This is a genomic window from Paenibacillus sp. CECT 9249, assembly GCF_918697855.1.
Lineage (GTDB): Bacteria > Bacillota > Bacilli > Paenibacillales > Paenibacillaceae > MSJ-34.
In genome coordinates, this window is the sequence record NZ_CAKKLI010000001.1 from 196195 (window position 1) to 211671 (window position 15477).

Annotated in this window: 12 protein-coding genes; 2 read left to right on the plus strand and 10 right to left on the minus strand. The window is 50.9% G+C overall.

Going from position 1 to position 15477, the window contains the following annotated elements; all coding sequences use genetic code 11:
- Nucleotides 1-76: 76 nt before the first annotated feature.
- The 4 genes from LQ229_RS00960 to LQ229_RS00975 all read right to left on the minus strand — a co-directional run bounded on the left by LQ229_RS00960 (nt 77) and on the right by LQ229_RS00975 (nt 5618).
- Nucleotides 77-799 carry a response regulator transcription factor gene (locus LQ229_RS00960; protein ID WP_216537338.1) on the minus strand — a complete coding sequence of 241 codons (723 nt, stop codon included), beginning with the start codon at nt 797-799 and terminating at the stop codon, nt 77-79.
- Nucleotides 800-901: 102 nt separating this feature from the next.
- Complete coding sequence (gene pnpS, locus LQ229_RS00965; RefSeq protein WP_216537337.1) at nt 902-2740, minus strand: two-component system histidine kinase PnpS; 1839 nt, start codon at nt 2738-2740, stop codon at nt 902-904.
- Nucleotides 2741-2839: 99 nt separating this feature from the next.
- The gene (locus LQ229_RS00970) at nt 2840-4381 is read right to left on the minus strand and encodes a fumarate hydratase (protein WP_230190717.1); all 1542 of its coding nucleotides are present in this window, start codon (nt 4379-4381) and stop codon (nt 2840-2842) included.
- Nucleotides 4382-4724: 343 nt separating this feature from the next.
- A complete protein-coding gene (locus tag LQ229_RS00975; RefSeq protein ID WP_216537335.1) occupies nt 4725-5618 on the minus strand; it encodes a transposase in 894 nt (297 codons plus the stop codon).
- A 461-nt stretch (nt 5619-6079) separates the two neighbouring features.
- Between LQ229_RS00975 and yfbR the strand changes: the two genes are divergently transcribed.
- Nucleotides 6080-6667 (plus strand): 5'-deoxynucleotidase, encoded by a 588-nt coding sequence (gene yfbR, locus LQ229_RS00980; protein WP_216537334.1) that lies wholly within the window; start codon nt 6080-6082, stop codon nt 6665-6667.
- A gap of 41 nt (nt 6668-6708) precedes the next feature.
- Here the strand turns inward: yfbR and helD are convergent, their stop codons facing one another.
- The 5 genes from helD to citZ all read right to left on the minus strand — a co-directional run bounded on the left by helD (nt 6709) and on the right by citZ (nt 13700).
- Nucleotides 6709-9057: an RNA polymerase recycling motor HelD gene (gene helD / locus LQ229_RS00985; RefSeq protein ID WP_216537333.1), complete on the minus strand. Its 2349-nt coding sequence runs from the start codon at nt 9055-9057 to the stop codon at nt 6709-6711.
- 157 nt (nt 9058-9214) lie between these two features.
- The gene (locus LQ229_RS00990) at nt 9215-10084 is read right to left on the minus strand and encodes an SDR family oxidoreductase (protein ID WP_216537332.1); all 870 of its coding nucleotides are present in this window, start codon (nt 10082-10084) and stop codon (nt 9215-9217) included.
- Nucleotides 10085-10207: 123 nt separating this feature from the next.
- A complete protein-coding gene (gene mdh / locus LQ229_RS00995) occupies nt 10208-11149 on the minus strand; it encodes a malate dehydrogenase (protein WP_216537331.1) in 942 nt (313 codons plus the stop codon).
- 22 nt (nt 11150-11171) lie between these two features.
- On the minus strand, nt 11172-12467 hold the full coding sequence (gene icd, locus LQ229_RS01000) for an NADP-dependent isocitrate dehydrogenase (protein WP_216537330.1): 1296 nt from the start codon (nt 12465-12467) through the stop codon (nt 11172-11174).
- Between the two features lie 120 nt (nt 12468-12587).
- Nucleotides 12588-13700 (minus strand): citrate synthase, encoded by a 1113-nt coding sequence (gene citZ / locus LQ229_RS01005; protein WP_230190718.1) that lies wholly within the window; start codon nt 13698-13700, stop codon nt 12588-12590.
- Between the two features lie 278 nt (nt 13701-13978).
- Here citZ and ytvI point away from each other — a divergent pair, with 278 nt between their 5' ends.
- Complete coding sequence (gene ytvI / locus LQ229_RS01010; protein ID WP_216537328.1) at nt 13979-15097, plus strand: sporulation integral membrane protein YtvI; 1119 nt, start codon at nt 13979-13981, stop codon at nt 15095-15097.
- On the opposite strand, the gene LQ229_RS01015 is transcribed toward ytvI, so the two are convergent.
- Nucleotides 15075-15470: an FxsA family protein gene (locus LQ229_RS01015; protein WP_216537327.1), complete on the minus strand. Its 396-nt coding sequence runs from the start codon at nt 15468-15470 to the stop codon at nt 15075-15077. The two genes, ytvI and LQ229_RS01015, sit on opposite strands and share 23 nt — an antisense overlap.
- Between the last annotated feature and the right edge of the window lie 7 nt (nt 15471-15477).

The window sequence follows — 15477 nt, forward strand, 5'->3', positions numbered from 1 at the left end:
GGTCGTTATTGTGTTTTGGTGGGCGGGACGCAGCGAGGATCCTTCGTAATGCAACGAAAAAAAGTCTCCGTATTCCTTAAACGGAATGAGAAGACTTTTTTACGACCAGTTTGTATCCGACGCCGCGAATCGAGTCGATTTGCACCGTTTGTTGATTCATCTCCAGTTTTTTGCGCAAGGAACTGACGTGAACGTCTACCGTTCGCTGACCCCCGATATAGTCGAATCCCCACACGACATTCATCAAATCGTCCCGCGAAATGACCATCCCCGGCCGCTGCACCAGATAGAGCAGCACTTCGAACTCTTTGGGCCGCAGCGGGATCGAGCCCCCGTGAAGAAGCACTTCGTAACGTTCCGGGTAAATTTTCAGTTCGCCGATTTCGATCGTTTTCTCATGGTCGGCGGCCGCTTGGAGCGGAACCTCCTCCCCGGAGAAGCGCCGCAGCACCGCCGATACGCGCGCCAGCAGCTCCGCAACGCCGAACGGTTTCGTAATATAATCGTCGGCGCCGCTTTTCAAACCTTGCACCACTTCTTCCTCCGCGTTGCGAGCGGTTAATATAATGACCGGCGTCCGTTTGCCGGCTTGTCTCATCTTCGCCAATATTTCAAATCCGTTCATGCCGGGAAGCATAATATCCAGTATGATCAAATCGAAATGCTCGCTCAGCCCCGCCTGCAGCCCTTCCGTCCCATGGTCGACCACCTTGATGTCGTAACCTTCCTGCGCTAAATTGTACGATAGCAATCTGGCGAGCGTCGGTTCGTCTTCTATTATCAGCACCTTATGCGACATGACAACCTCCTTCGTTTACCAAAGAACTGAGCCGAGTTAACATTTTTATCTTATCATACATTTGTAAACGGAGTGTAAATTTCGTGTAAACGGATCGTTAATTTACTCGATTTGCTGTTGGATGACCGGTATATCGATGATGAAGCTGGTACCTATTCCTAGCTCGCTTTCCACTTGAATCGTCCCTTTATGCAGTTCAACCAAGTGCTTCACGATCGATAAGCCCAATCCGGTGCCGCCCGAGCTGCGGGAACGCGCCTTGTCGACGCGGTAGAACCGTTCGAAGATACGCGGCAAATCCGGCTTCGGTATCCCGATGCCGGTATCCGAAATCGTAATGCGTATCGTTTCATACTCTTCGGGATCCGCATCGCTTGCCTCGTCATTCCGTTCGCCCGCGGCTTGCGCGATCGGCTCTGCGGTAACTTTCACTTTGCCGCCTTGCGGCGTATAGCTGATGCCGTTGGACAGCACGTTAATGAGAATTTGGCGCAGCCGATCCTCGTCCGCTTCCGCAAATAAATATTCGGGCACCTGCGATTCGAGGGCGATATTTTTTTTCGCCGCTTCCGTGCGCAACATTTCAACCGTCTTATCGATAAAGCTTTGCAAATGTACCGGAGAAAATTGCAGCGGCGATCGTTTCGACTCGATCTTGGACAGTTCGAGAATGTCGCCGATCAACCGGTTAAGCCGATCGCTCTCGTCGTATATAATTTGCAAAAACGCTCTTGTCGTTTCCGCGTCGTTAACGGCTCCGCTGAGCAAAGTTTCCGCAAACCCTTTGACCGCGGCAACCGGCGTTTTCAATTCATGCGACACGTTGGCGACAAATTCGCTGCGCATCCGCTCGAGGCGGCGAATCGCCGTCATATCTTGCAGCAGAACGAGCATGCCGACCCATTTCCGATCGTCGAAATACATAGGCACCAGGTTGACGTCGAGCAGTTTTTCTTCGGGCAAATATACGGTTACCTCGTCGCGCATCATTTCTTTTCGTTCCAAGCCTTCCGCAATAAACTGAACCAAAGCATGATGCTGCTTAATGTCCTTGTAATTTTTCCCGGCCAACTGTTTCGCTTCCAGCCCGAGTATCGTTTCGGCAGACTGGTTGGCAAGCACGATCGTGCCGTGCTGATCCGCCATCATGACGCCGTTGATCATATTTTCCAGTACGTTTTGCAATCGGTGCTCATTTTCGCGGATATGATTCATCTGTTCCTGCAGGCTGTCCGCCATCGTATTGATCGCCGCGCCGAGCTGGCCGATTTCGTCGATTTTACGGACGTCGACCCGCGCTTTATAATTTTTGCGCGAGATCATGTACGCCACTTTCGTAATATGCTCGAGCGGCCGCGTCAGGCCGAATGCGATGCGAAAACTGACGAGCGCCGCCAGCGCGAACAGAACGAGCAAACCGCCGAACAAATAGATCCAAAGCTGGCGGATGTCCGCTTCAACATCGTTGATGCTCATCGCAAGCCTGACGTATCCTTGAAAAGAAGGATTCTTCGCAGGGATTGCCACATACAGCATATTATGTCCCAATGTTTCGCTGAAACGAATCTGGCTGCCGCGGCCCGTCCGATCCGCCGCTATAATTTCCTCGCGTCCGGCGTGGTTTTCCATCGTACGCGGATCGTGCTCGGAGTCGCCGATCACCTGCCCGTCGCTGCGAATAAACGTAACCCGCGCTTCCGTGCTTTCGCTCAATTGTTTGGCGGCATCGGTATAATAAGCGAACTGTTCCGCTTCGTCTTCCGAAGCCGGCAGCCAAGGAAACATCTCAAGTATCATTTTAATTTCACGGTCCATATTTTCCTCTAATGCCGACAAATGCGATTGTTGGAACATGCGAACGGAGAGCATGCCGGCCGCAAGCACGGACAAACCGACGATCGCGATCAAAATCACCGTTAAGCGTACGCGAAATTTCCGCATCGAATTTTCATTCCTTTTCATGAAATCCATTATGACGTACGAAACAAGGGTAACAAAAAGAAACCCAGGTATCAACAGGATACCGGGTTTCCGCACATTTTAAAATACGCGTTCTTGAAATTGCGCCAATTTGGCAAGAGAGTCCTTCTCCACGTCGGCATGCAGGCTGTTGCCATGCGAATCCATCGTAACGATAGCGGCAAATCCTTCTACTTGCAAATGCCACATCGCCTCGGGAATGCCGAACTCCATAAAGTCTACGCCGTTCACTTGCTTAATGCATTCGGCATAATATTGCGCCGCGCCGCCGATGGCGTTCAAATAGACCCCTCCGTGCTCCTGCAGCGCTTGGAGCGTCTTCGGTCCCATTCCGCCTTTGCCGATGACCGCTCGTATGCCGAATTTTTTAATAATATCGCCTTGATACGGTTCCTCGCGAATGCTCGTCGTCGGTCCTGCCGCTTTAACATGCCAGCCTTGCTCGTCTTTCAGCATGACCGGTCCGCAATGATAGATAACCGCACCGTTCAAATCGACCGGAGCGTCGTGGTCCATCAAATATTTATGCAGCGCGTCGCGGCCTGTATGCATTTCGCCGGAGATAACGACAACATCCCCTACGCGCAAGCTGCGGATTTGTTCTTCCGTAATCGGCGTCGTCAGTACGACCTCGCGGCGCTGTTCTTCGTTTTGCTGTTCCGTTGCAGGTGCGGCCGCGGCTTCGTCCCTCATCGCCGTTTCACTGCCGCGTTCGTAGATCCATTCCTTGATTTCGCCCGTTTCGGCGTTAAGCAGAACGCCTTGGCGGCGGAACGCCCAGCAGTTATACGCGACCGACACGAAGAAGCTGGCCGGCAGCCGGTCCATCGCGCCGATTTTGCAGCCGAGAAGCGTCACTTGCCCGCCAAATCCCATCGTGCCGATGCCCAGCTTGTTGGCGTTTTCCATGACATACTCCTCCAACTTCCGCAAATCGGGATTCGGATTCGTGTCGTCGACGCGGCGGAACAATTGTTGTTTCGCTAGTTCATAGCCGGTCGTCCGGTCGCCGCCGACGCCTACGCCGATAAACCCGGCGCTGCATCCTTGGCCTTGCGCCTGGTATACCGCGTGCATAATGCATTTGCGGATGCCGTCCAAGTCGCGGCCCGCTTTGCCCACACCTTCCAGTTCGGCAGGAAGGCTGTATTGAATGTTTTTATTTTCGCAGCCGCCGCCTTTTAGTATCAAACGAATATCGATCTCTTCTCGTTCCCATTGTTCGAAATGGATCACGGGCACACCCGGCCCTATATTATCGCCGCTATTCGCTCCGGTCAAAGAATCGACCGAATTCGGGCGCAGCTTTCCGTCCTTCGTCGCCCGTTGGATCGCGCTTTGAATTTGCCGTTTCATGACGATCTGGTTGGCGCCGACAGGCGTATGCACGATAAAGGTAGGCATCCCCGTGTCTTGGCAAATCGGGGACACATTATATTCCGCCATTTCAATATTTTGCGCGATCGTGGACAACGAGAGCCCGGCGCGCGTCGCCCGATCTTCCGCTTCCCGCGCCGCTTTCACCGCTTTGCGCACATCCGCGGGCAAATTGGTGGATGTCTCAACGATCAAGTTGTACACGCTTTCTTCAAAATGCTGCATATGATTTGGAACTCCTCTCTGTTAGCGCTTCTTATATATTATTTCTTTAAAATTATTCTTATCTTTATCTTACACCTTCGACAACGTTCTTACAATGGAATTGCCCGTTTGCAGGCGAGCTTCATCGGATGTTTCCCTATTGCAACGCTCTATTAAAACATAAATTATATGCCGTAACTTTTTTGAAATGTAGGGCGGATCGGTTGTTGCCTTTTCGGTATCTCCTTTTTCCGCCCTTTGTCGATATCCCTCTCGTTCAGGAAAATGGTACTCAGTTATGTCTCTGCCACGGAAGTGATAAAAAGGGACATCTCATGAAAACAGTCGTAATAAGGATAATGGATCAGGACGCGATTTTATAAGGAACTTTACCTGTATCGACAGCACGGCCGACGAGTTTGGGATACGTAATCGTTCGAGAAGTAACGCAACTGTTGAATAGCGATTTCAGCGAGGAATTGCTATGGTTGAACATATAACAATAATGATTCAAATAAGCTTGCAGATGCTTGCTTCCAATGCCGCCGAACCGGCAAGCAAGCCACGTTTCTACTTCCCGTCCAAGCCGTATTAACGTTAGGTTCCTGTCGCGTCCGATGCGGCGCGTCACAATCGCGCAGGCAGCCGCCTTCGGATCCACGTAACGATCGATAAAATGATCGACCGGAAAAGGCTTAAAGCTAGTTTGGATCGGTTCTTTCCGTTGTTTTTCGATTTTTATTTTCACGATAACCCCGTTCTCGTCCTCCGAAGCGCCGATGAGCAGAGGTTGTTCTTGTTTATGCCAGTTCGAGCCAGGCGTGGGCCTCCAGGCATAGATCGCTTCCGAAATGCGAACCAGTCCGGACAACAGCTCCGTCGATTCCGTCTGGGACATGGCATACCGCAGCTTGTGGCAGATGAGCCAAGCGGTTTTGTAAGTTACCTCGATGATTCGGGATAATTGTATCGCGTTGATGCCCTCCGGCCTTGCATGGAGATAGATCGCCTGAAACCATTTGCGCAGCGAGGTGCGGCTGCCTTCCATGACCGTACCGGCAATGAGCGAAGTTTGCGCCCTACAGGATTGGCATTCATATAGAGGGAGTTTGCGGGTCGTAATGACGTAAGCGGCATGATGCTGACACCGGGGGCATCGGAACCCGTCCGGCCATCTCATGTCGTACCATGCTTTCGCGCATGTCTCTTCCTTCTCATAATAAGCTGAGAACGCTTCAAAGGATAACAAATCGGTCATTACAATCCCTCCTGGCATAACAACTAGAACCTATGTTCCCTTTAATTATACCAAACGTATGTTCCGATTGCAAGTTTCATTTTTATTTTTTGGAAGAAAAACCAATACGGCTTTGCCCAATTAAAAGTCTTCACTGTTAAATGTGAATATATGAAAGAAACAGGTGTTCTACGCTTTCTGAACGATGGGGATTTCGACAGAAGAGGGACGGAAAGAGGTGGTACGGATGAAGTCAGGGGCCAAGAGAAAACGAAACAATTTTCTGAACCTTTCTGAGTGAAAGGGATTTCGACAGAAGGGGCGGGAAAGAGAGGGATACGAACGAAGTCAGAGCCGACGACCGAACGATACAGCTTCCAGAGCTTCTGAACGAGTGGGATATATCGCTAAAAAGATTGTTGATCCCGCAAGAAAGTCGTAATATAAAATGAGAGTCTTTCCACGAAAGGGTTGAAACACAAATGGAGAATCATTTTTCGGCTTATATGTACCGGCTGCGATATATTGAAAGATGGAGTTTGATGCGCAATATGGTCAAGGAGAACGTGGCGGAGCATTCGTTTCACGTCTCCTTGCTGACCCATCTGCTCTGTACGATCGGCAATGAAATATACGGTCGCGGCATCGATACCAATCGGGCGGTAACGATGGCGTTGTTTCATGACGCGACAGAAGTATTTACCGGCGATATACCGACTCCTGTCAAGCATCACAATCCGCAAATTCTTAAAAATTTCCGCGAAATCGAAAATATCGCCGCCGAGCGGCTAATCGGCATGGTGCCCGAACCGTTGCAGAACGTGTATGCCCCGCTCCTCGACCCGAAGCGAAGCAATACGCCGGATCTGCTCGCTTATGTGAAAGCCGCCGATCTGCTCGACGCCTATTTGAAATGCGCAACCGAGCTTGCGGCCGGAAACCGGGAATTCGCCGAAGCGAAGCGGCAGGCGGAGGACAAGCTGCAGCAGCTCCGCATGCCGGAAATGGAATATTTCCTCGCTTATCTAGCGCCCAGCTTCGAGAAAACGTTGGATGAACTGTCCAGTTGATTCAACCCAACGCCAACGCTATCTGCGACGATCGTGCGGAATTACAGGCGTGCATATAAGGCCGGATTAAGTCCTGCAATGAAGGGAGTCGGTTCGGAAGCCGTGTAGAGCCGCAAATGGTGCATGGCCCGCGTACAAGCCGTATAGAACAGTTTGCGTTCGTTTTCCTGCCCATACTGTTCCGCAGAAGCGTCGTAAATGAGGACAGCGTCGAACTCGACGCCTTTCGCCAAATAGGCCGGAATGACCATCGTTCCTTCGGTGATCGAACGCGACGTTTTGCCGATCAATTGCAGGGACCCATATGGCTTCAACGCTTCGTACGCTTGCTCGCTTTCCGCCGACGTCTTGCAAATAACGGCGACCGATTCGGCGCCTTCGGCCTTGAAATGAGCGATATGTTCAGCCATTTTCCCGAGAAGTTCGTCCCGGTTAGGCGCCGTCACAACGGCAGGACGCTCTCCGGAACGGTTGAACGGTTGTATCGCTTCCCCGCCGGGCAGCATGCCCCGGGTGAACTCGACGATTTCCTTCGTCGACCGGTAGCTCTTCGTCAATTGGAATGTTTCGGTCTCTTCATCTCCGAAAATGCGCGCAATCGTTTCAAAGCTATCCTGCTGCGCGGTCTGCATTATGATCGCTTGGTTGAAATCCCCCAATATCGTAAACTTGCTGTGCGGAAACAACCGTTTCATGAACAGATATTGAAACGGCGAATAATCTTGTCCTTCGTCGATCAACACATGACGGACATTCGTGACGGTGCGGAAGCCTTCGATCAATTCTTTGAGCAGCAGCAGCGGCGTTGCGTCTTCGTAAGGCAATTCGCCCCGCTCAAGCTTCTCCGCCGTCTGCGAGCAAACCTCCCGCCAATGTTCCGGGAGCGCGATTCCTTCCGCAACCTTCGATAACAAACGTTCATCCGTAAACAGCCGTTTATACAGTCCCGGGATATCGATGAACTTCAGACGTTTGACTTTTTTGCGAAGCGGCGCGAAATGATCGTGCACCACCTTTTTGCTAAGCACTTCATATTCGTCCTGCGCATCGTTAAAGGTATCCCCGCGCATTTTTTTCGTCCGGTATAACGCCTCGAACGCTTCTTGGAAGTCGTCCTTGTCAAGCAGTTCGACTTCATCCTGAACCCAATCCTTCACGCGTTCTTCCTTCTCCAGGCGGATCAATTCTTTGTTTATGGCCGACCTCAGCGCCTCCAAACGATAATTGAGCTTGCCCGACATATCTCCCGCATAGAAACGCTCCGCAATCTGTTCGCCCTTTATTAGCGTGTCCCCGCGGAAGTGCAAATCTTCGAACAGCATTCCTTCCGTTTTCAAAAGCTCGACATAAGATTCAATCATACGGTAAAAATTTGCCGACGCTTTAAAGCGAATGCCTGCCTGTCTGGCGCGATATGCCGGCCCGTCGGACACAGTCAACATATATTCAAGCTGGCTATATGCGTCCTCGACTCGAAAACCGGCTCCCAATCTCCGATCCAAGTAGTCTTGAAACGTCGTCTGTTGAATATTCGCTTCGCCCAATTCCGGCAATACGTTGGATACATAATTGGAGAAAATCGGGTTCGGCGAAAAAAGCACCATATTGCCGGCATTCAACGTTTCTCTATATTTATATAAAAGATAGGCGACCCGCTGCAAAGCGACCGATGTTTTGCCGCTCCCGGCCGCTCCTTGCACGATGACGGTACGTCCGCGCACATGGCGGATAATGGCGTTCTGCTCCTTCTGAATCGTGGCGACAATGCTCCGCATCTGCGTATCGCTGCTGCGTCCGAGCGCTTGCTGCAGCACTTCGTCGCCGATCGTTTCGCCCGTATCGAACATAAACTTCAGTTCTCCGCGGCGGATGACAAATTGCCGTTTTAAATCGACCGTGCCTTGTACCGTCCCCATCGGGGCCGTAAATTCCGCGGGTCCAAGCGCGTAATCGTAAAAGAGGCTCGAAATAGGGGCCCGCCAATCGTAAACGTAGTGCTCGTGAGTATCATTATCCACAAAAGATGCGATTCCAATATAGACCCGATCCGTCTCCGGATATCCCGTTTCCGTGAAATCGACTCTGCCGAAATACGGGGATTCGTGAAGTCTCCGCAACGTGTTAAGCGATTCGCTGGAATGTTTATGGTGACGCTCCATTTCCGCAAGCACCATGGATTGCTGGCGGATACTGTCCAGCGTTTCTTGAGCGTCCTCATGGTTGTCAAAATTGACGGTAACGTCGTCCCAGAAGTTTTTGCGATTTTCCACTACTTTCGATTTCAATTCGCCTACGTCAATTTGCAATTGCTCGATCTTTTCGCCAATTTTGGCAATGACTTGCCGTATACGCCGCTCTTCCCCCTGAAAGCCGTGATTTGAGTTCGACATTCTAGCGCACGCTCCTTTAATTTAATTCCCAAAAACATTTGACAAACTGCTCTCTTTGTTATATAATTAAATTAAGGATTTATAGCTTAGTTTGCGAAAACTTGCTATAAATCCTTTTTATTTTACCATTACACGCCCGCTTCTACAAGATTAAATTTTATCCGTTTACGATTTCTCCCCCATTGATATGCAGCATCTGCCCCGTCATATAGGTAGAATCGCCGCAAGCCAAAAATACGTATGCGGCCGCCAGTTCCTCCGGCTGTCCCGGACGCTGCATCGGGGTATCGGAACCGAAAGTTGCCACTTGATCGGCTTGAAACGTGGACGGTATGAGCGGGGTCCAAATCGGCCCCGGCGCTACCCCGTTGACTCGTATTCCTTGCTGAACGAGCTGTCCGGATAACGAACGGGTGAAGGAAACGACCGCTCCTTTCGTCGCAGAATAATCAAGCAACTGCGGACTGCCTAAATAGGCGGTAATCGATGCGGTATTGATAATGCAGCTTCCCGACTTTAAATGCGGGAGCGCCGCCTTCGTCACATAGAACATTGCGAACACGTTCGTTTGAAACGTCCGCAGGAGTTGATCCGACGTAATATCGGCAATGCTGTTCTGCGGATGCTGCTCTGCCGCGTTGTTCACTACAAGGTCTATCGTCCCCAATTCCTTGACGGTACGCGCGATCGCCTCCCTGCAAAACGTTTCGTCTCCCGCGTCGCCCGGCAGCAGCACACATTTGCGCCCCGCCTCTTCCACATGGCGCTTCGTCTCTTCGGCATCCTCGTGTTCGTTCAAATAAACGATCGCCACATCGGCCCCTTCTTTGGCGAAAGCGATCGCGACCGCTCTGCCTATGCCGCTGTCTCCGCCTGTAATGACCGCTTTTTTCCCTTGCAGCTTGCCGGCCGGTTTATACATGCTGCCGCCAAACAGCGGCCGCGGTTCCATCTCCGCTTCCAGCCCCGGCTGCCTGTTTTGATGCTGCGGCGGTAAAATCTGTTTTTTCGTTTGATTCGAAGACATGCTAGATCACCCTCGTTTCTATAATGAATATTAGTTAGCATGCTTCCTTACGGGGAAGTTAATTCGGCGTGAAAAAAAGCCACCCGAACATCGAAAGTTCGGATGGCTTGGTCTTGAACATGATTACCCTGTAATGACTTTGATGACGTTGCGTACGGATTGAGCGGATCGATCCAATGCCGCTTTCTCCTCGGCAGTCAAATCCAGTTCGAATACTTTCTCGATACCGTTGCCGCCGAGAATCGTCGGAACGCCCATAAACAAATTATCGTAGCCGTATTCGCCCTGCAGCAAAGCGATGACCGGAATAATGCGCTTTTTGTCTTTAATAATCGCTTCCGTCATTTGAACGAGCGAAGCCGCCGGCGCATAATACGCGCTGCCGTTGCCGAGCAAATTGACGATTTCCCCGCCGCCTACGCGCGTGCGTTGTACGATTGCTTCGATGCGGTCCGCCGGAATGAGCTTCTCGATCGGAATGCCGCCTACGTTGGAATAGCGCACCAACGGAACCATGTCGTCGCCATGGCCGCCGAGAACGAAACCGCGTACGTCTTCGACGGATACGTTAAGTTCCTGCGCGATGAACGTGCAGTAACGAGCCGTATCGAGCACGCCGGATTGGCCGATGACGCGGTTTTTCGGAAATCCGAGCGTTTCATATGCGACGTAAGTCATCGCATCGACCGGATTGCTCAAAATGATGACGATTGAATCCGGGCTCGTCTTTTTCACATTTTCGCAAACGGATTTGACGATTCCCGCATTCGTATTGACGAGATCGTCCCGGCTCATTCCCGGTTTGCGGGCAATGCCGGCCGTTATGATGACGATGTCGGATCCCGCGGAGTCCTCATAGCTGGAAGTGCCGACGATATTGCTGTCGAACCCTTGCACCGGGCTCGATTCCATCATATCGAGCGCCTTCCCTTTCGTAGGGTTCTCCAATTGCGGGATATCGAGCAAGACGATATCGCCGAGCTCTTTTTGCGCCAGCATGAGCGCGGTCGTCGCGCCGGTAAAACCGGCGCCGACTACAGTAATTTTTTTGCGTTGAATCGGCATGAGGCATCTTCCTCCCAATCAACTACATGTTTTTAATAATTTCATCCGCGAAGGCCGAGCATTTCACTTCGGTCGCGCCTTCCATCAAACGTGCAAAGTCGTAAGTTACCGTTTTGTTGTTAATCGATTTCTCCATTCCTTTATAGATCAAGTCCGCCGCTTCTTGCCAGCCCAAATGCTCAAGCATCATCACGCCGGACAAAATGACCGAACCCGGATTGACAACGTCTAGATCCGCATATTTCGGAGCCGTACCGTGCGTCGCTTCGAAAATCGCGTGTCCGGTAACGTAGTTGATATTCGCTCCCGGAGCGATACCGATGCCGCCGACTTGCGCCGCAAGCGCATCGGACAAGTAATCGCCGTTCAAGTTGAGCGTAGCGATGACATCAAAGTCGGTCGGACGAGTCAATACTTGCTGCAAAGCGATATCTGCAATCGCGTCTTTGACGATGATTTTGCCGGCAGCTTCCGCATCCTTTTGCGCTTTGTTCGCAGCGTCGACGCCTTCGGCTTCTTTAATGCGGTCATATTGGCCCCAAGTGAACGTTTTGTCGCCGAATTCTTGCTCCGCTACTTCATAGCCCCAGTTTTTGAACGCACCTTCGGTAAATTTCATAATGTTTCCTTTGTGCACCAAAGTTACGCTCTTGCGGCCATGCTTGATCGCATATTCGATCGCAGCGCGCACGAGACGTTTCGATCCCTCGGAGGAAACCGGTTTGACGCCGATACCTGACGTTTCCGGGAAGCGGATTTTTTTCACGCCCATCTCTTTTTGCAAGAATTCGATCATTTTCTTCACTTCGGCGGAACCTTCTTGATATTCGATCCCCGCATAGATATCTTCCGTATTTTCGCGGAAAATAACCATGTCAACGAGATCCGGACGCTTTACCGGGGAAGGTACGCCGCTGAAATAGCGAACAGGACGCAGGCAAGTGTACAAATCCAATTCTTGGCGCAGCGCAACGTTCAACGAACGGATTCCGCCGCCGATCGGAGTCGTAAGCGGCCCTTTAATCGCAACGATATATTCGCGGATCGCCGTCAACGTATCGTTCGGCAGCCATTCGCCGAATTGATTAAACGCTTTCTCGCCGGCGAACACTTCGTACCAGGCGATCTTCTTCTCGCCGTTGAACGCCTTCTCTACCGCGGCATCCAATACGCGCTTGGACGCTTTCCAAATGTCGCGGCCCGTGCCGTCCCCTTCGATAAACGGAACGATCGGCCGATTCGGAACTTGCAATTTGCCGTTATCGATCGTAATTTTTTCGCCTTCGGTCGGAAGCGCGAATTTTTCTAATTGCAGCATGATTCCATCCTCCTAAAATTTCATTCAATGAGCCGGCACTTCCGCGCCGAATCGCGATACAACTTGTCCGCACGGAAGCGTTCGCCCATTATCGATTTTTAATATAACATAACTTGAAGGTTAGCGCATTTCAATCGGAATATATTTTTGCCCGGTCTGTCCGGTATATTCCGCGCGCGGACGAATCAACCGGTTATTCTCGTATTGCTCCAAAATATGAGCCGTCCATCCGGACGTACGGCTGATGGCGAATACAGGCGTGAACAATTCGCGCGGAATGCCCAAAATCGTATAGACAGAAGCCGAGTAGAAATCGACGTTCGGCTTTAAGCCTTTTTGGCCTGTTACCATTTCTTCGATGCGAACCGACATATTGTACAGTTCCATATTGCCCTTCATTCGGCTCAATTCCTTGGACATTTGCTGCAAATGCTTCGCGCGGGGATCGCCGTTTTTGTATACGCGATGCCCGAAGCCCATAATTTTCTCTTTATTGTTCAGTTTATCTTGAATGTAATCTTCAACCCGATCGTAAGAGCCGATTTCCTCCAGCATAACCATGACCGCTTCGTTTGCGCCGCCGTGCAGAGGGCCTTTCAAGGCGCCGATCGCCGATGTGACGCCGGAGTAAATATCCGACAACGTCGCAACCGTTACGCGCGCCGCGAATGTAGACGCATTCAATTCATGGTCGGCATGAAGCACCAACGCTTTATCGAGCGCTTTCACCGAAACTTCGTTCGGTTCTTCGCCTGTCAGCATATATAGAAAGTTGTGAGCAATCGAAACGCCCGCTTTCGGCGCGATCGGTTCAAGTCCGGATCGAATTCGCGATAATGCGGCAACAATCGTCGGCAATTGAGCCTGAAGTTTGATCGCTTTACGGACGTTGGCTTCTTGAGACATATCGTTTGCGGCAGGATCGTACAGAGCGAGAGCGGAAACAGCGGAACGAAGCGCCGCCATGGAATTCGTGTCGTTTGGATACGATTTCATTTGCTCTATCAATTGGGCCGGAATGCTGGCCGCATCGCTTAGTTGTTGTTCGAGCGAGGCCAATTCCGATTTGGTGGGAAGTTTGCCGTACCAGAGCAAATAAACGACTTCTTCGAAACTTGCGTTCGACGCAAGGTCGTCGATATTATATCCGCGGTAGGTAAGTACACCGTCGATAATCGAGCTGATTGACGACGTCGTTGCAACGATTCCTTCCAATCCTTTGGTAGCTGTCATGCATCTTCTCTCCTTTATAGATGAAATAACTGGGGTTGCCTTAATAATTTCCAAAAAAAAATAACAGGCAAATCATTATGATGTTTTGCTTGTCAATGCAATACTTCACTTCTAATAATATAGGACTTTGACCTTTATGTGAACATGAAATCCGAAATATTTGATAAAAATCGCTTATTAATTTAATTTATAAATTTATCATTTTTCGCTTCTGTCTTGTTTTGCCCCGTACAAGCATATGAATGAAGTACGAACTACTTGCGAAGGGGGCGTTGCGATTGGAGAAGATTGTGCTGCAAAGAGTGCTTCGCGGCCTTTGGGTCGTATGTATTGCGAGCGTCGCCGTATTTCTGATGTACAAAGCGGCCCCTCTCGTCTATCCGTTCGTTATAGCATGGCTCATTGCGTACATTTTAAATCCGTTTGTCGATCTTTTGCAAAATAAATTGAAATTCCCCCGTTGGATGGCGGTCGTCTCTACCTTGATATTGTTCGTAGGAGCGGCGTTAACTGTCATTGCGGCGGCCATTACCCGCATTATTGTCGAAGTGCTGCATTTGCTGCAGAACATGGAGGGCAGCATCGAGAATTGGAAGCATATGATCGTCAACTTTATCAAAAACGTGGAAGTGCAGCGGTTCGTCAGGCAAATCGCGTTCCTGTACGAACAAAACCCGAACTACCAGGCGACGATCAACAACAATTTAAACAATACGGCGCAAACGGTAGCGAATGCTTTATCCTCGCTCATCCGATTTTTGCTGAACAGCTTCCTTAATTTCTTATATTCGCTGCCGAACATCGCCACCATCATGATCGTCATTCTGCTGTCCGTTTTCTTCATCAGCAAAGACTGGAAGCGGCTCACCCAGTTTATTTTGTCATGGTTTCCCAACCGTGTGCGCGATCCGGCGAGTCTCATATGGAACGATTTGCGCAAGGCATTGTTCGGATATATGCGCACGCAATGCCTCTTGATCTCGATGACCGCCGTCATTGTAACGATCGGGCTGCTCGTCCTCCGCGTAGAATATGCGATTACGATCGGCATGTTGATCGGCCTCGTCGATTTGCTTCCCTATTTGGGCCTGGGCGCTGCGATGATCCCATGGATCGCGTATTCGTTCATGAACGGCAACGAATCGCTAGGCATCGGATTATCCGTTATTTATTTGCTCGTGCTTATCATCCGGCAAATCGTAGAGCCGAAAGTGCTCGCCGCGAATGTCGGCCTCGATCCGCTCGCGATCCTAATCGGCATGTTCGTCGGACTGAAGCTGTTCGGGTTGCTCGGCATGCTGGCCGGACCGGCGGCGCTTGTCGTCCTGTCGGCGGTGAAACGCGCGAACGTGTTCCGCGACATCCGCAATTACATTATGGGCGGCGATAAAAAGTAATATGCCCGTTCTTCATCTTTTTCTCGATATATTTCAAAATGACGGCGCGATAGAGCGGCCGGGTCAGCGGAAAAACGAGCGTAAACCCGACGATATCCGTGACAAAGCCGGGAACGGCCATCATGATGCCGCCGGCGAAAACGCATAATCCGTCGATCATCGAACGGCCCGGCACTTGGCCTGCTTGCATCTGGGCCCGCATATCCTCGATCACTTTCCCGCCTTCGAAGCGGGCGACCGCCGCGCCGATCACGCCGGTCAATATAATTAGCAAAAACGTGTTCCATCCTCCGACCCATTGCGCCATTTGTATAATACCGAATATTTCGACGGCTGGAATCACAATCAACAATACAAATGCAATGCGTATCAAATTCGGA